We start from the raw sequence: 17503 nt of genomic DNA on the forward strand, positions 1-17503 counted from the left end.
GCGGGGCGCCGGGGACGGGCCCGGCGCCCCGTTCCGGTCACGGCCGCCTCAGTGCCCGCGGGCGATCCACTCGTCCAGGTGCGGGGCCTCGTCGCCGATGGTCGTCGTATCACCGTGCCCGGTGCGCACGACGGTCTGCGGCGGCAGCGCCAGCAGCCGTTCCCGGATCGACTCGATGATCGTCGGGAAGGACGAGTACGAGCGCCCGGTCGCGCCCGGACCGCCCTGGAAGAGCGTGTCCCCGGAGAAGACCGTGGTCAGCGCCGGGGCGTGCAGACACACCGCACCGGGGGAGTGGCCGGGAGTGTGCAGCACCCGCAGCTGGGCCCCGCCGACGGTGAGCACGTCGCCGTGGGCCAGCGGCTGGTCCGGCGCCCGGTCCGGGTGGCGCATCCGCCACAGCACCTCGTCCTCCGGGTGCAGCAGGATCGGCGCTCCCGTGCGGTCGGCGACGGCGGGGGCGGCATCGATGTGGTCGTCGTGGCCGTGGGTGCAGATGATGCCCAGCAGCCTGCGGCCGCCGATGGCCTCGACAATGGCGTCCGCGTCGTGCGCGGCGTCGATGACGTAGACCTCGTGGTCGTCACCGACGAGCCAGACGTTGTTGTCCACCTCCCAGGTGCCGCCGTCCAGCGAGAAGGTGCCGGAGGTCACGAGGTGGTCGATGCGTACGGGCGGAGGGGTCATCGATGCGTCACCACCGAGCGGAGTACTTCACCGCGGTGCATCTTGGCGAACGCCTCCTCGATGTCGTCCAGGCCGATGGTCTCGCTGACGAACGCGTCCAGGTCGAGCCGGCCCTGCCGGTAGAGGTCGATCAGCATGGGGAAGTCGCGGGACGGCAGACAGTCGCCGTACCAGGAGGACTTGAGGGCACCGCCGCGGCCGAAGACGTCCAGCAGCGGCAGCTCCAGCTTCATCTCCGGGGTGGGGACGCCGACCAGCACCACGGTGCCCGCCAGGTCACGGGCGTAGAACGCCTGCCGGTAGGTCTCGGGGCGGCCGACCGCCTCGATCACCACATCGGCGCCGTTGCCGTCGGTCAGCTCGCGGATCCGCTCCACGACGTCGCCCTGGGTGGCGTCGAGGGTGTGGGTGGCGCCGAGCCCGCGCGCCCACTCCAGCTTCCGGTCGTCCACATCCACCGCGATGATCTTCTCGGCCGCGGCCAGCCGGGCCCCGGCGACCGCCGCGGCGCCGACCCCGCCGCAGCCGATGACGGCGACCGAGTCGCCGCGCCCGACCGCGCCGGTGTTGATCGCGGCGCCGATTCCGGCCATCACCCCACAGCCGAGCAGCCCGGCCGCGGCCGCGGACGCGTCCGGGTCGACCTTGGTGCACTGGCCCGCGGCCACCAGCGTCTTCTCGGCGAACGCGCCGATGCCGAGGGCGGGGGTCAGCGCGGTGCCGTCGGTGAGCGTCATGGGCTGGGACGCGTTGTGGGTGTCGAAGCAGTACCAGGGGCGGCCGCGGCGGCAGGCCCGGCACTGGCCGCAGACCGCACGCCAGTTGAGGATCACGAAGTCGCCGGGTGCCACCTCGGTGACGTTGTCGCCGACGGACTCCACGATCCCGGCCGCCTCATGGCCGAGCAGGAAGGGGAAGTCGTCGTTGATCCCGCCCTCCCGGTAGTGCAGATCGGTATGGCAGACACCGCACGCCTGCACCCGCACCACCGCCTCGCCGGGGCCGGGGTCGGGGATCACGATCGTCTCGATCCTGACCCTCTCGCCTTTTCCGGGGGCCACCACGCCGCGTACCTGTTGAGTCATGACAGCAGCGTAAGCGCCGATCAGCGGTGACAACAGGAACGGACCGCACCGGTTTTCCGGTGCGGTCCGCTGTCCCGCTGTGTACCGCTTCGTACCGCCTTTACCGGCCTACCGCCTCACCGGCCTACCGGACGTTGATCGCGGTCCAGGCCGCCTCGACCGTCTTGTACTCGGTGGAGGTGGAGCCGTACAGGTCGCGCGCCGCGTTGAGGGTTGCGGTGCGGGCCTGGGCGTACTTCGAGGTGGAGGTCAGGTACGTGGTCAGCGCCCGGTACCAGATCCGGATCGCCTTGTCCCGGCCGATGCCGGTGACTTTGGAGCCGTCGTACGTCGGGCTGTTGTAGCTCACGCCGTTGATCACCTTCGCGCCGCTGCCCTCGGACAGCAGGTAGAAGAAGTGGTTGGCGGGCCCGGAGGAGTAGTGGACGTCGATCCCGCCGAGCGAGGAGGACCAGTAGTCCCTGGAGGCGCCGTCCTTGCTGGGCTTGTCCTGGTAGCGCAGCGGGGTGCCGTCACCGTTGATGTCGATCTTCTCGCCGATGAGGTAGTCACCGGGGTCCGCGGAGTTGGCCGAGTAGAACTCCACCGCGGTCGCGAAGATGTCGGAGGTGGCCTCGTTGAGGCCGCCGGACTCACCGCTGTAGTTGAGCTTGGCGGTGGCCGCGGTGACGCCGTGGGTCATCTCGTGGCCTGCCACATCGAGTGAGGTGAGCGGGTGGGTGTTGCCCGAGCCGTCGCCGTAGGTCATGCAGAAGCAGGAGTCCGACCAGAAGGCGTTGACGTAGTTGTTGCCGTAGTGGACGCGGGAGTACGACCCGACGCCGTCGTTCCGGATGCCGTTGCGGCCCAGCACGTTCTTGTAGAAGTCCCAGGTCTGCCCGGCGCCGTAGTGGGCGTCGACCCCGGCGGTCTGCCGTCCGCCGCCCCAGCGGTCATCCGCGTCGGTGTACAGGGTGCCGGTGCCCGAGGTGCCCTGGTTCAGGTCGTACGTCTTGTGGTTGCCGCGGGTGCCGTCGGTCAGGCTGTAGCTGGAGCCGCTGCGGGTGGTGCCCAGCGACACCGTGCCGCTGTACTGGCTGGTTCCGGTGCCGGTCTCCACCGCCTCGTCCTGGAACAGCCGCTTGCCGGTGGTCGCGTCGGTGATGACGTGCAGCTCGCTGGGGGTGCCGTCGTGCTGGGTGCCGGTGACGACGGTCTCCCAGGCCAGCACGGGCTCGCCGGTGGCCGCCCAGATCACCTTGCGCGGCGACCGGCTCCGCCGGTGGTCGCCCGCGTCGGCCTTGACGGTGGCCTTCTCCGCGGTCTTCTCCGCGGTCTTCAGCGCGGTCTTCGCGGCGTCGGCGGCCGGTATCCCCGCGGCCGTGCTGCGCACCGAGATCCGGGCGCCGGTCGCCTTGGTGACGGAGCGCGCACCGCTCTTCTTCTCGTGGACCACCAGATCCCCGCCGAGCACGGGCAGCTCCGCGTAGGTGCGCTCGTAGCGGGTGTGGACGGTCCCGTCCGCGTCCTTGATGACGTCGCGGACGAGGAGCTTCTCCTTGGCCCCGAGCCCGAGGGTCTGGCCCTGCGCGGAGGCGTCGGCCTGTGCCGCCTTGATCGCGGTGGTCCGCTGCGCGGCGCTCAGCGGCAGCGCGGACGCGCCCGCCTCACTGCCACGGTCCGGCCGGGCGCTGGCCTGGCCGGTCTGGACACCGATGACCACCATGGCGGCGGAGGCGATGAACGCCGCCGCGCGGACGGTCCTTCTGCGGGGGGAGGAAGCGTTGGGTCTCACTCGGTCTCCTTGCTTGGGGGCCGCTGGTCGCGGCCCTGTGTAGGGGGTGCGGACGGCCATGGGTGGACCGTCCGGTACAGCAGGAGTGGTACGTGAGGTGCCGCCTTGCCACGTGTCAGCCGATGTGCGTGGCGAGGTCGAGCAGAGACTGTCACCGAACGACCGGTTCTGACAGGTGCGTAACAAGGATTTGACTTGCGCTTGTTGGTACGCAGGCGAAATCGGTCAGCTTCTGAGGTTGAACTACGCCTGGAATATGGCGACTTCTGGCGGTAACCCGTGCCCTTCCGTCGTACCGCCGCGACGGCTTCCGGCCGCCCTCCCTGGCGGATCCCGGGCAGCCCGCCGGTCCCGGACCGGGAATCACGGGATGGCCAATTCGTTTGACCCCGTAGCTTATTTCCTTGACGCGGCGCCGGAGGCGGACCCGGGAGCGGATCCGGAAGGGGGCCCGGAAGTGGAACCGGCCCCGCGCTCCTGCGCCGCCATCACCTCGTCCCCGTGCTCGAAGGCCCATGCCCCGAACGCGTCGATCGGACCGAGCAACGTCCGCCCCAGCGCGGTCAGTCCGTACTCCACCCGGGGCGGCGCCTCGGCATAGGCCCGCCGCTCCACCAGCCCGTTGCACTCCAGCCGCCGCAGGGTCTCGGTCAGCACCTTGGAGCTGATGCGCCCGATCCGCCCCCGCAGTTCACCGGGGCGCGCGGGGCCGTCGCGCAGCGACCACAGCACCACGGCGTTCCAGGTGTGGGAGAGCAGATCGAAGGCGAGGCGCGCCCGGCAGTCCGGGCGGCGTCGACCGAGCGGGCCTCCTGGAGGCCACCGCCGCCCTGTTCATCGGCCTCTGGGTCGGCGAAGCCGCCGACGCCCAGGCCATCGCCCCACCCCTGGCCTACGCGACGGGCCCCACCGGGTGACGCGTCGGCGGCCTCACCTGGGGACAATCTGTTCATCACCCATACGGGTGAGGTGCGGCCCATTCGGTCACAGCGACTCGCCTACGCTGGAAGCGTCGCTCCGTACGAAGGAGGTCCACCGTGGCACTGACGGCTCCCGAGCGTGCGCCCCACACGGGAGGCGGCGGGGGCGCCACCTCATCGGTCGAGGACGCCTTCGAGGCGTTGAGCGCGGCAGCCCCGGAGGGGTGGCGCGTGGAACTGATCGAAGGGGAGATCCACGTGGTGCCTCCGGCGAACGGTGAGCACGAAGAGATCGTGTCGGAAGTGTCCGGTCAGGTGCGCGACCACCGGAAGGATCTGGGGCGCTACACCGGGATCGGACTGCTCGTCCCCGGCGCCTCGCCCGCGGGCAGAGTGGTTCCCGATCTTGTCATCGCGCCGAAGGGCAGTTTCAGTGACGCCCTCGAATACCACGACCCAGGTCCCGCGATGCTCGTCGGCGAGGTCACGTCGCCCTCCACCGCCGACAACGACCGTGGGCCGAAGCTGCGAGGGTATGCCCAGTCGGGTATCGCGTTCTATCTGCTGATCGACCGCGAGCGGGGGCTGGCGGTCCTGCACAGCCTGCCGGTCGGGAATCGCTACACCCGCAAGGTCGAGGTCGACCTCTCGCAGCCGCTCTCCCTGCCCGAACCTTTCGGATTCGACTTGGACACCAGCGAGTTCTGACCCCTGCGGGCTTTGGCGTCTGCCGGCCGATGAGGTCCGTCCACGACGGCCTGCCGCTGCTCCGCGCGGCTCGCGTCGTCGGGGTAGGCGACAACGGATCCAGCGCCGCCGAGACGCTGATGGGGATCTCGTACGGCGCTTCGGCGGTGGCCATTGGTTCCGGTCCTCTCGAGAACGGGCCGACCCTCGGTGCAGGCTAAGGGGCGGCCCGTCTTACGTCACCCGGCCGACGGCTACTCCGGCTGCCCGTATGGGCTGTTCGTCGTGGACGGCCCCGAAGTGGGCGATGCTGTCGAACAGTTCCTCGCTGACCAGTGCACGGCCGGTCCGCTGCTCGCTCGCCACTGCTGTCTTTGCTGTGTTCCTTCCCTGATGTGGAATGGCGCATGGCACTCGTCGCCGGAGTCGGGACGCGGTTGTGCTCTCTCCGGGAACGAGACGTCCCTGGGATCAGCCGTCCATTCCTGCCCGCCCCCCACGGGGCGGAGGAACGCGACGAGCGGGCCCGGCATCTGATGGTCGAACATGAGCTCCTTGACGTCACAGACGGCTTGGAGAACGCCCACCCGCCCCGTGGCGTTGTCGTAGGCCTCCTGGCCCGGTTCGGGCCGCGCGGTGCTCACCGCACCCCCAGCGTCCGCAGCCGCTCGTGCTGGAGGATGTACAGCGGCACCGGGTCCGTGTCCCACGCGATGGGGAAGCGTTCCCCGACCGGTAGGCGCGGCAGACACGGCGTGGGCGGAGCGGCCGGTACGCGTGCCGGGGCGGGGACGCGCACCGGCGCGGACCGCGGTGGTTCCGGCATCGTGAGGTGGCTGAGGACGACGGGTCGTAATGTCCCCAGCCACCGCACCATGAACCGGGCGATACGCTCGCGCATGTTGACGCTCCTGTTCAGCGTTGGCCATGCCCCCGGGCCGGTCGCACGGCCGCGGGGGTGCTTTTCTCGCTCTATGCAACCGGCCCGCTACGCATCGCGGTACGGTGATGTGCCCGGCAGCTTTTAAGAGCTTTAAGCGCCCTGCCTTGCCGAGGAGTTGAGGCGAGTGAGCCAGTGGGAGTCCAACGCGGGCCTGGACCGGTTGTTCCGGGCGACCGGATGGACATTGCGGCAGTGGGTCCAGGAGATCAACCGCATCGGCACCGAACGAGGCACACCGCAGAAGTACCGGGAACCCTCCGCTCATCAGTGGCTCCGTGGCCATATGCCCAGGGAGGCCACCCGGCCACTGATCCTGGAAGCGTTCGCCCGGAAACTGGGCCGCCCGGTCACACACGCCGAAGCGGGATTCCCCGTGACCGCCGACGAGTCGAACGCCCGCCCGAGTACCGTGGAGGCGTTGGTCGACTTGGGGAGGCAGGACATGGACCCCTCACGCCGCAGCGTCCTCGGCGCGAGCATTTTCTCCGTCGCGTTGACCGTGCCGCACTGGCCCGATGTCGTGGGCCGGATGGAGGCCGCCGGGAAGGGCCGGATCCAGCGGGCCGGAATGGCCGACGTGGAGATGGTCACGGCCATGACCGAGCGCATTTCCGAAGTGGACGACCAGTTCGGCGGACGTCACGCCCGCCCCATGGCGGCGGCATTCCTGGTGAACACCGTCGCGCCCTATCTGACGGCGGACGCCCCCGAGGCCGTTCGCAAGGCGATGATGTCGGCCGCGTCCGACCTCTGCTATCTGACCGGATACATGGCTGTCGACGAGGGCCTGCATGGCCTGGCGCAGCGGTATTACCTCAAAGCGCTGGAACTGGCCGGTGCCTCGGAGGACCATCTGACCTACTGCACGACGTTACGCGGGATGAGCGTTCAGGCGGTGAACCTCGGCCACGGCCGCGAGGCCATGCGTCTGGCGGACGCCGCCGCATCGGCGTCGCCCCAGGCCGGGCCCAGGATGCGGGCGTTCCTGGCGGGTCAACAGGCTCATGCCGCGGCGCAGATCGGTGACCGTGGTACGGCTCTCTTGCGTCTGCGGGAAGCGGAGTCGGCCATGGAGAGGGCGGAGTCCAGGGAGAAGGTGACCGGCCGCTACGACCCGGCCGCGCTGAATTACCACATCGGCCAGGTGCGCTATGAGCTCGGCGATGTCCACGGCTCCATCACGGCCATGCGGCAGGCGGACGTATTGCGCCACAGCGTCTACCGTCGCACTCGGGTCCACCACCGGGCCATGCTCGCCGAGCGTCAGATGAAGGTGGGCCATCTGGAGGCGGCCTGCGCGACCTGGCACCAGGCCCTGGACGACTACCCGCTGGTCCAGTCGGGCCGAGCGGACGACCGCATGCGGGCGATGGTGGGACTGATCCGTCCGCACCTCAAGAATCGAGCAGCGCGGGAACTGCGCGAGCGCGCTCGTACGGTGGCGCCCGCTTCCCTCGGGGCGTAGGAACGCCGGCGTCCGCCGCACGGCCGGGCGCAGACCAGTGATCCCTCACCCACCACTCACAACAGCATTCGATCCCGGCCCTGTCGGTGTCATGTCACCACCTTGTGATGGACTCGAATGGAGTTCCCGCAGGTGAGCTGCAAGCCTGTCCGTCGGCGTCTGGTCCAGGGCGTCCGGGCAGGTCATGAGGGCGAGGAGACATCGGGATGCTGAACGAGACCGTGTTCCGGACGGAGGATCTGCCGGGGGCGGACCGGTTCGACTACTGGTGCGAGCGCATCGGGCGGACCCATGCGCCGCTGGACCTCCACAGCCCCTATGCGGCGGACTACCGGGCGCATCAGCGCGTGGTGGAGCTCGGCGCGCTTCATGTGTGGCCCACGACCCACCAGGCCCTCCGTTATCGCCGGACCCCCAAGCTGATTCGCCAGTCCGACCCCGAGCAGTACCACATCGGGATCCCGCTCCAGGGCACCAACCGCATCAGCTGGGGCGATGAGCGGGCCCTGCTCGGCGCTTATCAGATACAGGTCTACGACAGCTCACGGGATGTCGAGGTCAATTGCACCAACGGAACCGATCCGTTCTCGGGGATCGGGATCGAAATCCCCAAGCGGCTGCTGCATCTGCCGCAGCACAGCATGGACCGGCTGTTCGCCCGTGGAATGTCCGGACGGGAAGGGTTCGGCGCCCTGCTCGTACAGTTCCTCACCCAGGTGGTGTCGGACACCAGCTGTTATCTGCCGTCCGACGGTCCCCGTCTGGGCACGGTCGTGGTCGATCTGCTCTCCTCGCTGTTCGCGCGCACGCTGGACGCGGACCGTGCTCTTCCGCCGGAAACCCGCACCCGGAGTCTGGTGCTGCGCATTCGGGCCCATGTGCAACGGAATCTGCACGATCCGCGGTTGACCCCGACCACGATCGCCGCCGCGCACAACATCTCGATCAGCTATCTGCACCGCCTGTTCCAGGGCGAGCACGAAACCATCGCGGCCTGGATTCGCCACCAGCGGCTGGAGCGGGCCCGGCGCGATCTCGCGGACCCGGCGATGGCTTCCACCACCATCCACGCCGTCGCCGCCCGTTGGGGCTTCGTCCGCGCCGCCGATTTCACCCGTGCCTTCCGCACCGCCTACGGCATGCCGCCCAGGGACTACCGGCAGCAGGTCCTCCACGGTGCCGCTCCGGTCCTGTTGTCGACTCAGCGCCTATAACTGTGGACGCAGTGCGAACAACTTTCCGCGGCGGTTGCGGAATGCTGGACGGCGGCGGCCGATGCCGCCCGACGAGGGCCGGCAAGGAGACACGGGGGTTCTCCTTGCCATGATCCTTACGACCGAGGGCCGGATCCCGCAGCTGCGGGATCCGGCCCTCGGTGTCATTCACCGGCGGTGCCGGTGGTTCCGGCGGTACGTCAGACGTTGACGCCGAAGTCCTGGGCGATGCCGACCAGGCCCGAGGCGTAGCCCTGGCCGACGGCGCGGAACTTCCACTCCGCGCCGTTCCGGTAGAGCTCGCCGAAGACCATGGCGGTCTCGGTGGCGGCGTCCTCGCTGAGGTCGTAGCGCGCGATCTCGGTGCCGCCCGCCTGGTTGACGATGCGGATGAACGCGTTGCGCACCTGGCCGAAGTTCTGGCTCCGGGACTCGGCGTCGTAGATCGAGACCGGGAAGACGATCTTCTCGATGTCGGCCGGCAGACCCGCCAGGTTGACGTTGATCTGCTCGTCGTCGCCCTCGCCCTGGCCGGTGACGTTGTCACCGGTGTGGACGATGGTCTGGTCCGGGGTGGCCTTGTTGTTGAAGAACACGAAGTGCTGGTCGGAGTAGACCTTGCCGTTCGTGTTCACCGCGATGGCGCTGGCGTCCAGGTCGAAGTCGGTGCCCGTGGTGGTGCGGACGTCCCAGCCGAGGCCGACCGTGACGGCGGTCAGGCCCGGTGCCTCCTTGGTGAGCGAGACGTTGCCGCCCTTGGACAGGCTTACAGCCATGGGGAGTCCCTTTCGTGGTCTCGTGGATCCGAGCGTCGGGCTTCGTACCGGACGAAGCTACCGTCACCCTCCACAACGCCATCAGGGCGGTGCCGGGTTCCAGCTTCCTTTACTTTCTTTGCCAAATCCTGATGCCGGACCGGAACCCGGGCCGAACGGACCCCCGGCAAAACGAGGTGACGGGGCCCCGGTCGGCACGCGACCATGGGGGCATGTCCGCGCCCTATGTCATCCGTGGCTCGGTCTCCCTGCCGGAGGCCGAGCTGATGTGGCGTTTCTCGCGGTCCTCCGGACCCGGCGGACAGCACGTCAACACCAGCGACAGCCAGGTCGAGCTGCGGTTCGACCTCGTACGCACCACCGCCCTGCCGCCGGTGTGGAAGCAGCGCGCCCTGGAGCGGCTGGCGGGGCGGCTGGTCGACGGGGTGGTGACCGTGCGGGCGTCCGAGCACCGCTCCCAGTGGCGCAACCGCGAGACGGCCGCCGTCCGGCTGGCCTCGCTGCTCGCGGAGGCCACCGCGCCGCCGCCGAGGCCGCGCCGCCCCACCCGCATTCCGCGCGGTATCAACGAGCGCCGTCTGCGGGAGAAGAAGCAGCGCGGTGAGACCAAGCGCGGCCGCTCCGGCCGCGACTGGCACTGAAGCGCTCACAGCGGAAGCGCCATGAGAGCCCGCGAGGGGCGTCAGCCCATCGTCCGGTAGCGGCCCCGGAAGTACATCAGCGGGCCGCCCTCCGCCCCCGCCCCGGCCTCCGTATGCGTCGACGCCGCCAGCACCCGCCCCACCACCAGCGTGTGGTCCCCGGCCGGCACCCGCTGCTCGGTGCGGCACTCCAGCGTGGCCAGCGCTCCGGCGGCGAGCGGGGCGCCGCTCTCCGCGCCCCGGACGACCGGCATGTCGTCGAAGAGCAGTCTGTCGCTGATGCGCCCCTTCATTGCGAATCGTCCCGCGATATGACGCTGACTTTCCGCCAGTACCGACACCGCCCACAGCGGCTGTCGCTCCAGCAGGTCGTCCATCCGGGAGCCGTTGCGCACGCTCACCATCGCCAGCGGCGGGTCGAGTGACACCGACATGAACGCGGTGGCCGTCATGCCGACGTCCTCGCCGCGCGGACCCTCGTCCGGGTCGTGCGCGGTCACCAGTACCACGCCCGCGGCGAGGCGCGACAGGGCGGCGCGGAAATCGTCCTCACTCACTCCACCAGGATGGGGGACGGAGGGCTCGGCGGGGGTGGAGGCGGGAGGGGGAGGCGTCGTCGGAAACACGTTCCGAACGCTAACGTCGCCCACTTCTTCCGTGCATCGGGCCCAGGGCCCAAAGCGGGCTTAGGTCCTCGGTTCTAGGTCGGACGTCGCCCCGGTTACCAGGGAACGCCAGCGATGACCAGGCATTGTCATTCCGGAATTTGCGGACAGGAAAGATAGGAGCGCTCCCACACCCTCTTGCCAAGGAATGAATACGGTCTGTGACATGAGTCACAGCAGCCAGTAATTGTTGACCCTGTGTACCGAGTGGGCAGCTCGCTGTGATTCAGTGGCCGTGGCAATCGGACGACAAGAAGCCAGGAGTTGCTGTCGAGGTCTCGGGGGAGTGCGACGATGGAGACCGAGTCGGAGCCCTATATCCGCCTTGCGACCCTGCGGCAGCTGCACCAGGTGGTCGCGGATCTGAATACCGCGCGCAGCCTCGCCGACACGCTTCAGACCGTCGCGGACGGCGTCATAGCCGGGCTCGGCTACGAGCTCTCGGCCGTCAATCTGGTCCGCCCGGACGGCGATCTCGTGGTCGCCGCCGTCGGCGGCAGCGCCGGGGCCGAGGCGCTGATGGCCGGGCGGGTCGGCTCCCGCGCCTCCTGGGACCGCAGGCTCTCCATGGGCGACCGCTGGGGGGATCTGCGCTTCATCCCGTACACCGAGGGCTGGGTGCTCGACGACGACGACGTCCCCCAGTGGCACACCCCCGGCCCCGCCCCCCGCTTCGCCGACGAATGGCATCCGATGGACCGGCTGTTCGCCCCGCTGTACGCGGCGGGCGCCTCCGGCGGCGAGCTCATCGGCGTCATCTCCGTGGACCGTCCGCGCAACGGCCGCCGCCCCGGCGCCTGGGGCCGCGAAGCGCTCCAGATGTACGCCTTCCACGCCGCCATCGCGATCGGCAACGCCCGGCTGCGCGCCAATATGCAGCGCGCCCTGCTCCGCCTGGAGCGCGAGCAGCAGGCGCTGCGCGCCAGCGAGGAGAGCTTCCGGCAGGCGTTCGAGTACGCGCCCAGCGGGATGGCCATCGCCGAGATGGGCGGCGACCAGCACGGCCGGCTGCTGCGCACCAACGACGCCCTGTGCCGGCTGCTGGGCCGCCCCGCCTCCGCGATGCGCCGCTACTCCTTCTCCGACCTCGTCCACCCCGAGGACATCGGCACCCTGCTGCGCACCTCCGCCGAGGGCGGCCGCTCCGAGCTGCGCCTCGCCCGCCGCGACGGCTCCTACGTCTGGGTCTCACTGCGCAACTCGGTGGTCGCCGACGCCGCCGACGGCCCGCGGTTCCTGCTCACCCATGTCGAGGACATCGAGGAGCGCAAGCGCCATGAGCTCCAGCTCGCCCACCGCGCCAGCCACGATTCGCTGACCGGTCTGCCCAACAGCGCCGAGCTGCGCGCCCGTCTGGGCAGCAGGCTGTGCGGCACTCCGCCGCTGCCGGGCGGGGTGGAGACGGGGCCCGTCGCGGTCGGCTCCGCCCGGGCCCACCCCGGCGGGCATCTCTACGGCTTCGACGAGTTCGAGAGCTTCGGCAGCCCGCCCGCCCCGGGCAGCGTCCCGTTCGACAGCCATGTGCACACCGTCCCGCCCAACGAGGAGAGTGACATCGACGACGGCCACAAGGGCCTCGCGGTGCTCTTCTGCGACCTCGACGGCTTCAAGTCCATCAACGACCGGTTCGGGCACCACGCGGGCGACGCCGTGCTGATCGAGGTCGCCCGCAGGCTGACCAACGGCGTCCGGGACGGGGACACCGTCGCCCGGCTCGGCGGTGACGAGTTCGTGGTCCTCGCCGACGGCCTCGGCCGCGCCGACGCCCAGGACCTCGCCGTCCGGCTGCGGAACGCCATCATTCCGCCGATCCGGGTGGACGGCCGCGCGGTCCGGGTCGGGGCCAGCTTCGGAATCGGCTGGGCGGGGTGCGGAATGTCGGCCGAAGAGGTACTGCAATCCGCTGACCAGCGGATGTATGTGGAGAAGCGGTCCCGTTCCAAGGAGCGCAGACGGGCCGGATAACCCCGGGGCGTCCCCCTGGTCCGACCCTGGTGGAACCCGGGCCGGGCCTGGGGACGTCCCTGTCACGGTAGGCTGCGCCGATGCGGCCTTGCCGCCGACAGTGAACCGATCATGAATATTGGCCATCCGGACAGCGCACCACCTGCCGCGGCCCTGTCGGCCCTGGTATGAGCAGTCGTGGCGCAAACGCATCGTGACGCCGAAGGCCAATGCACAGGGGAGTGACGAGGGATGACGGCCGGCAACAACGGCTCGGACACACCGGAGAACGACGACCCGTTCGCCTATCTGTACCGCTCCGAGGGCGAGCAGTCCGGCCAGTCGGCTCAGCCGGGGCAGCCGGGTCCCCGCACCGGTGGCTACGGCTATCCCGGTCCGGCCCAGCCCGGCGTGCCCCGGACCTCGTACAACCAGGTCCGCGCGGTGGGAGAACGCAGCTACGGACAGCAGGGCTACGGACAGCAGGGGGGCTACGGCCGGCAGAACGCCCACTACGCCGCCCCCGAGACCCTGCCCGGCGGCGCGCCCCGGCAGCAGCAGCCCGCCGCCGCGCCCCCGAGCGGCGGCCGTGGCGGCGGCCGCGGCCCCAACAACCGGGGTCTGCTGATCGGCGCGCTCGCGGTGGTCGCGGTGGTCGTCGTCGGCATCGGCGTCGCGATGATCACCAACGGCGACGACAACAAGAGCGACGAGACCAAGCCGACCAACTCGCCGACCGCCGGGGGGCCCAGCGAGAAGCCCCGTCACAGCTCCGGCCCCGGCACGAAGCCGAACCAGAAGCTGCCCACCGAGGACGCCGCGAAGATGCAGCTCGCGGGCGGCGCGGTGGCCGCGAGCGACATCAAGGGCGCCGAGGCCGCGGGCGGCCGGTACGTCGGCGGTCTCAACACCATCGGTGCGTCGGCGACCTGGAGCGTGGACGTCAAGAAGGGGAAGCGGTACCGGCTGTACGTGGGCTACGGCGTGCCCGGCGAGAAGCAGAGCATGTCGCTGACGATCAACGGCCAGAAGGAGTCCCGGCCGATCAACCTGGACAACTTCTCCAGGGGGCCGAAGGGCGACTGGGAGAAGGGCTGGACCAATACCTGGTCCCTCGTCCAGCTCAACCCGGGCACCAACACGATCACGGTGTCCTGCGAGGCGGGCGACAAGTGCAACGTCAACCTCGACCGGATGTGGCTGACCAACAAGCAGCCGGGTGAATGACGCCCGCACCGGGCACCCGGCCGGTCACGCCGCCGGGTGCTCCGTCACCTCGACCCGCCCCAGCAGCTCGTCGTAGGCCGCGCGGTCGAACTCGCCCGCCGCCGGGGCCCGTACGGCCGCCGCCGACAGGGCCACCGCGCGGGCCAGCCGGTCCGGCCACGGCACCTCCTCCACCAGTCCGGACAGCAGCCCCGCCACCGCCGAGTCCCCGGCCCCGGTCGGATTGCCCGCCAGCCGCCGCGGCGGACGGGCCCGCCAGGTGCCCTGCGAGGTGACCGCGAGCATGCCGTCCGCGCCCAGTGAGGCGGCCACGGCCCGAGCCCCGCGCCGCCGGGCGTCCCGGGAGGCCCGCAGCGGATCGGTGGTGCCGGTGAGCCCCGCCAGCTCCGTGGCGTTGGGCTTGACCACCTGCGGGCGGGCCGCGATACCGCGGCGCAGCGGCTCCCCGCTGGTGTCCAGCAGGGTGGGCACCCCCGCCGCATGCGCCTCCCGGATGAGCTGGGCGTAGGTGCCGACGGGAACGCCGGGCGGCAGACTGCCGCACAGCGCGACGGCCGACGCCTCGCGCAGCAGCCGGGCGTAACCGGTGAGGAAGTCCGACCACTCGGGGGTGCTCACGATCGGGCCGGGCTCGTTGAGCTGGGTGGTGTCGCCCGTCGAGCCGTCGACGACGCCGATGGTGCGCCGGGTGGTACCGGCGATCGGCACCAGGGCGTCGGTGATCCGGCCGCGGGGCGGCTCCGTCCCGGTGCCGCCGTCGGACCCGGCGAGCGCGGCGAGGCGTTCGCGCAGCACGGTGCCGGTGACGCCGCCTGCGAAGCCCGTGACGACGGTGTCATGGCCGAGCGCGGCCAGGACCCGGGCCACGTTGAGTCCCTTGCCGCCGGGCCGTTCGGCGACATCGGTGACGCGGTGGGTGGCGTGCGGGCGCAACTGCGGCACCCGGTAGGTGATGTCGAGGGCGGCGTTGAGCGTGACCGTCAGGATCACCCTGGCATCCCCTCTCCCGTCTCCCCGCCGGACGGAGATTCCCGTGCTGAAGCATGCGGCTGTGCGGCGAGCGGCGCTCGTCGTCAATCGATCATGCCAAAGCCGGGGCGCGTGGCCCAGACCTCGGCATGGCCGGGCCGTTCAACACCGGGGTATATCAGGTCACTTCGGGATCGACCACCCAAGTGCCGCGGCGCATCACGCCCCGGAGCCGGAAGTCGGCGCCGAGGACCACAAGATCCGCGTCCTTGCCGGGCTCCAGCGAGCCCACCCGGCCGTCGATGCCCAGCACCTTCGCGGGGGTGCCGGACAGCGCCCGCACCGCCTCGTCCACGGTCAGCCCGTCGACGGTCACCGCCCGCCGGAAGGCCCGGTCGAGGGTGAGGGTCGAGCCCGCGATCGACCCCGCCGTCGGCCCGGTGCTGATCCGCGCCACCCCGTTCTTGACCTCGACCTCCATCGGGCCGAGCGGATAGCGCCCGTCGCTCATGCCCGCCGCGCCCATCGCGTCGGTGATGAAGGCGACGCGGTCGGCGCCCGCGCGGCGGAAGGCGAGCTGGAGTACGGCCGGGTGGAGATGGGTGCCGTCGTTGATCAGCTCGATGGTGACCCGCTCGTCCTCCAGCAGCGCGGCGACCGGGCCGGGTTCGCGGTGCAGCAGCGACGGCATCGCGTTGAACAGATGGGTGGCCACGGTGGCGCCCGCCTCGACCGCCTCGCGCGTCGGCTCGTAGCCGGAGTCGGTGTGGCCGACGGCCGCGATGACGCCGCTGTCGGCCAGCAGCCGTACGGACTCCAGCCCGCCGGGCAGTTCGGGTGCGAGGGTCATCATCCGCGCGGTGCCGCGGGCCGCGTCGACCAGCTTGCGGACGTCCGCCGGGTCGGGGTCGCGCAGCAGCGAGGGCTGGTGGGCGCCGCAGCGGTGCGGGGAGATGAACGGCCCCTCGAAGTGGATGCCCGCCAGCTCGCCCTGCTCGACCAGCTCGGAGAGGACGGCCGCCTGCCGGGCGAGGTCGTCCAGGTCGCCGGTGACGGTGGAGGCGAGCAGGGTCGTGGTGCCGTGGCGCCGGTGGGTGCGGATGGTGGTGAGGGCCTCCTCGGCGGTGCCCGCGGAGAAGGAGGCGCCACCGCCGCCGTGCAGATGGATGTCGATGAAGCCGGGGACGATCCAGCAGCCGGTCAGATCGCGCGCCGCGCCCCGCTCGGCGGCCGGGTCCGGCCCCGCGTCCGCGGCGGCGATCCGGCTGCCCTCGACCGTCACCCGTCCGTTCTCGACCACCCCGGACGGCAGCACCACCCGGGCGCCCGTGAGAACCGTTCGCTGCACCATCAGGCGGAAACCTCCGTGGCGAGTAGATCCCAGGCGAGCAGGCCCGCGCCCAGGCATCCGGCGGTGTCCCCGAGGCCCGCCGGGACGATATGGGGAAGCTGCTGGAAGGTGATCCGCTCCTCGACCGCCGTGCGCAGCGGGCCGAACAGGGTCTCCCCGGCCTCGGCGAGCCCGCCGCCGACGATCACCATCCGGGGGTCGAGCAGGGTGTGGGCGATCACCAGGCCGTCGGCGAGCGCCCCGGTCATCTCCCCCCACACCGCCTCGGCCCGCTGATCTCCGGACGCCACGGCCTTGGCGCAGTCGGCGGCGTCGGCGGAGGGGTCGCCGCTCGCCGCCGCCCAGGCGCGGCCGACCGCGGCGGCCGAGGCGAGCGTCTCCAGACAGCCCCGCTGGCCGCAGCCGCACACCGGGCCGCCCGGCCGTACGACCACATGGCCGATCTCGCCCGAGGAGCCGTGCGCCCCGGGGTCGATCCGGCCCCCGATGCCGATGGCGCCCGCGATCCCGGTGCCGACCGACACGAACAGGAACCGGTCGGCGCCCTCGCCCGCTCCTATCCGCCCCTCGGCCAGCCCGCCCATCCGGACGTCATGGGCCAGCGCGACCGGGATCCCGCCCAGCCGCTCCGAGAGCAGCGCGCGCAGCGGGACGTCCCGCCAGCCGAGGTTGGCGGCGAAGACGGCCACGCCGCGGGCCTCGTCGAGGACCCCGGGTACGCCGACGCCCGCCGCCGCGGGCGGCCCGCCGAAGCGTTCCTGGCCCAGCGCGCGCAGCTCGGCGGCGAAGTCCAGGATCGCGGTGACGACGGCCTCGGGGCCGCGCTCCCGACCGGTGGGCCGCCTGGCCTCGTGCAGGAGGGTGTTGTCCGCCCCGACCAGGGCGGCTTTCATACCGGTGCCGCCCACATCCAGGGCGATGACATGTTCCACGGGAAACAGTCTCCCGCGATCCCCCATGAGAGGTCTAGTCCACTCGCCGGTTCTCCCCGTACGAGGGACCCCGGTCCGGTTTCCCGGCGCCGGCGCGTTCTTCCCCGTGTTTCCGGGCCCCACAACGGAGTTGTGGCGGCGTGACACATTCCACTTATACGTATGGACCGGGCCTGAACTGGGAAGGCGGAGCCCCGATACCGAAGTGATATGCCCATGGTGT

Annotated in this window: 17 protein-coding genes and 1 pseudogene; 7 read left to right on the plus strand and 11 right to left on the minus strand. The window is 70.9% G+C overall.

The window, feature by feature from the left end:
* Window positions 1–48: 48 nt before the first annotated feature.
* The 4 genes from HUT19_RS23180 to HUT19_RS23195 all read right to left on the minus strand — a co-directional run bounded on the left by HUT19_RS23180 (window position 49) and on the right by HUT19_RS23195 (window position 4305).
* Entirely contained in the window at window positions 49–687 is a 639-nt protein-coding gene (locus HUT19_RS23180) for an MBL fold metallo-hydrolase (RefSeq protein WP_176182296.1), read from the minus strand.
* The gene (locus HUT19_RS23185) at window positions 684–1772 is read right to left on the minus strand and encodes an S-(hydroxymethyl)mycothiol dehydrogenase (protein ID WP_176182297.1); all 1089 of its coding nucleotides are present in this window, start codon (window positions 1770–1772) and stop codon (window positions 684–686) included. The genes HUT19_RS23180 and HUT19_RS23185 overlap by 4 nt, the downstream gene beginning before the upstream one ends.
* A gap of 124 nt (window positions 1773–1896) precedes the next feature.
* A complete protein-coding gene (locus HUT19_RS23190; protein WP_217712281.1) occupies window positions 1897–3546 on the minus strand; it encodes a M4 family metallopeptidase in 1650 nt (549 codons plus the stop codon).
* A gap of 396 nt (window positions 3547–3942) precedes the next feature.
* Window positions 3943–4305, minus strand: coding sequence for a helix-turn-helix domain-containing protein (locus tag HUT19_RS23195; protein WP_176187193.1), 363 nt, complete (start codon window positions 4303–4305; stop codon window positions 3943–3945).
* 26 nt (window positions 4306–4331) lie between these two features.
* On the opposite strand from HUT19_RS23195, the pseudogene HUT19_RS43155 reads away from it, so the two are divergent.
* Both HUT19_RS43155 and HUT19_RS23200 read left to right on the plus strand, forming a co-directional pair.
* Window positions 4332–4463 (plus strand): annotated as a pseudogene (locus HUT19_RS43155) (NADP oxidoreductase); the annotation flags it as partial.
* Window positions 4464–4589: 126 nt separating this feature from the next.
* Window positions 4590–5174, plus strand: coding sequence for a Uma2 family endonuclease (locus HUT19_RS23200; RefSeq protein WP_254886207.1), 585 nt, complete (start codon window positions 4590–4592; stop codon window positions 5172–5174).
* A 213-nt stretch (window positions 5175–5387) separates the two neighbouring features.
* On the opposite strand, the gene HUT19_RS44025 is transcribed toward HUT19_RS23200, so the two are convergent.
* Complete coding sequence (locus HUT19_RS44025) at window positions 5388–5519, minus strand: hypothetical protein (RefSeq protein ID WP_303332037.1); 132 nt, start codon at window positions 5517–5519, stop codon at window positions 5388–5390.
* A gap of 274 nt (window positions 5520–5793) precedes the next feature.
* The gene (locus tag HUT19_RS23205) at window positions 5794–6054 is read right to left on the minus strand and encodes a hypothetical protein (protein ID WP_176182300.1); all 261 of its coding nucleotides are present in this window, start codon (window positions 6052–6054) and stop codon (window positions 5794–5796) included.
* Between the two features lie 166 nt (window positions 6055–6220).
* Between HUT19_RS23205 and HUT19_RS23210 the strand changes: the two genes are divergently transcribed.
* The gene (locus tag HUT19_RS23210; protein ID WP_176182301.1) at window positions 6221–7561 is read left to right on the plus strand and encodes a tetratricopeptide repeat protein; all 1341 of its coding nucleotides are present in this window, start codon (window positions 6221–6223) and stop codon (window positions 7559–7561) included.
* Window positions 7562–7767: 206 nt separating this feature from the next.
* On the plus strand, window positions 7768–8775 hold the full coding sequence (locus HUT19_RS23215; RefSeq protein WP_176182302.1) for a helix-turn-helix domain-containing protein: 1008 nt from the start codon (window positions 7768–7770) through the stop codon (window positions 8773–8775).
* 200 nt (window positions 8776–8975) lie between these two features.
* Here the strand turns inward: HUT19_RS23215 and HUT19_RS23220 are convergent, their stop codons facing one another.
* Complete coding sequence (locus HUT19_RS23220) at window positions 8976–9551, minus strand: TerD family protein (protein WP_009716966.1); 576 nt, start codon at window positions 9549–9551, stop codon at window positions 8976–8978.
* A 212-nt stretch (window positions 9552–9763) separates the two neighbouring features.
* Between HUT19_RS23220 and arfB the strand changes: the two genes are divergently transcribed.
* Window positions 9764–10192 carry an alternative ribosome rescue aminoacyl-tRNA hydrolase ArfB gene (gene arfB / locus HUT19_RS23225; RefSeq protein WP_176182303.1) on the plus strand — a complete coding sequence of 143 codons (429 nt, stop codon included), beginning with the start codon at window positions 9764–9766 and terminating at the stop codon, window positions 10190–10192.
* 41 nt (window positions 10193–10233) lie between these two features.
* Here the strand turns inward: arfB and HUT19_RS23230 are convergent, their stop codons facing one another.
* A complete protein-coding gene (locus tag HUT19_RS23230; RefSeq protein ID WP_176182304.1) occupies window positions 10234–10818 on the minus strand; it encodes a flavin reductase family protein in 585 nt (194 codons plus the stop codon).
* 333 nt (window positions 10819–11151) lie between these two features.
* Here HUT19_RS23230 and cdgB point away from each other — a divergent pair, with 333 nt between their 5' ends.
* A complete protein-coding gene (gene cdgB / locus HUT19_RS23235) occupies window positions 11152–12822 on the plus strand; it encodes a diguanylate cyclase CdgB (RefSeq protein WP_176182305.1) in 1671 nt (556 codons plus the stop codon).
* Between the two features lie 231 nt (window positions 12823–13053).
* Window positions 13054–14028, plus strand: a complete 975-nt coding sequence (locus HUT19_RS23240) for a carbohydrate-binding protein (RefSeq protein ID WP_176182306.1) — start codon at window positions 13054–13056, stop codon at window positions 14026–14028.
* 24 nt (window positions 14029–14052) lie between these two features.
* On the opposite strand, the gene HUT19_RS23245 is transcribed toward HUT19_RS23240, so the two are convergent.
* The 3 genes from HUT19_RS23245 to HUT19_RS23255 all read right to left on the minus strand — a co-directional run bounded on the left by HUT19_RS23245 (window position 14053) and on the right by HUT19_RS23255 (window position 17280).
* Window positions 14053–15018 carry a 1-phosphofructokinase family hexose kinase gene (locus HUT19_RS23245; protein ID WP_176182307.1) on the minus strand — a complete coding sequence of 322 codons (966 nt, stop codon included), beginning with the start codon at window positions 15016–15018 and terminating at the stop codon, window positions 14053–14055.
* A 157-nt stretch (window positions 15019–15175) separates the two neighbouring features.
* A complete protein-coding gene (gene nagA, locus HUT19_RS23250; RefSeq protein WP_176182308.1) occupies window positions 15176–16348 on the minus strand; it encodes an N-acetylglucosamine-6-phosphate deacetylase in 1173 nt (390 codons plus the stop codon).
* The gene (locus HUT19_RS23255) at window positions 16348–17280 is read right to left on the minus strand and encodes an ROK family protein (protein ID WP_176182309.1); all 933 of its coding nucleotides are present in this window, start codon (window positions 17278–17280) and stop codon (window positions 16348–16350) included. The genes nagA and HUT19_RS23255 overlap by 1 nt, the downstream gene beginning before the upstream one ends.
* Window positions 17281–17503 lie beyond the last annotated feature (223 nt).

The organism is Streptomyces sp. NA02950 (assembly GCF_013364155.1).
Taxonomy (GTDB): Bacteria; Actinomycetota; Actinomycetes; order Streptomycetales; family Streptomycetaceae; genus Streptomyces.

What these genes read in the sequence shown, in the direction of transcription:
- HUT19_RS23180 (WP_176182296.1), bottom strand. Translation starts at nt 687, where the DNA reads ATGACCCCTCCGCCCGTACGCATCGACCACCTCGTGACCTCCGGCACC.
- HUT19_RS23240 (WP_176182306.1), top strand. Translation starts at nt 13,054, where the DNA reads ATGACGGCCGGCAACAACGGCTCGGACACACCGGAGAACGACGACCCG.
- HUT19_RS23215 (WP_176182302.1), top strand. Translation starts at nt 7,768, where the DNA reads ATGCTGAACGAGACCGTGTTCCGGACGGAGGATCTGCCGGGGGCGGAC.
- HUT19_RS23205 (WP_176182300.1), bottom strand. Translation starts at nt 6,054, where the DNA reads ATGCGCGAGCGTATCGCCCGGTTCATGGTGCGGTGGCTGGGGACATTA.
- nagA (WP_176182308.1), bottom strand. Translation starts at nt 16,348, where the DNA reads ATGGTGCAGCGAACGGTTCTCACGGGCGCCCGGGTGGTGCTGCCGTCC.
- HUT19_RS23220 (WP_009716966.1), bottom strand. Translation starts at nt 9,551, where the DNA reads ATGGCTGTAAGCCTGTCCAAGGGCGGCAACGTCTCGCTCACCAAGGAG.
- arfB (WP_176182303.1), top strand. Translation starts at nt 9,764, where the DNA reads ATGTCCGCGCCCTATGTCATCCGTGGCTCGGTCTCCCTGCCGGAGGCC.
- HUT19_RS23185 (WP_176182297.1), bottom strand. Translation starts at nt 1,772, where the DNA reads ATGACTCAACAGGTACGCGGCGTGGTGGCCCCCGGAAAAGGCGAGAGG.
- cdgB (WP_176182305.1), top strand. Translation starts at nt 11,152, where the DNA reads ATGGAGACCGAGTCGGAGCCCTATATCCGCCTTGCGACCCTGCGGCAG.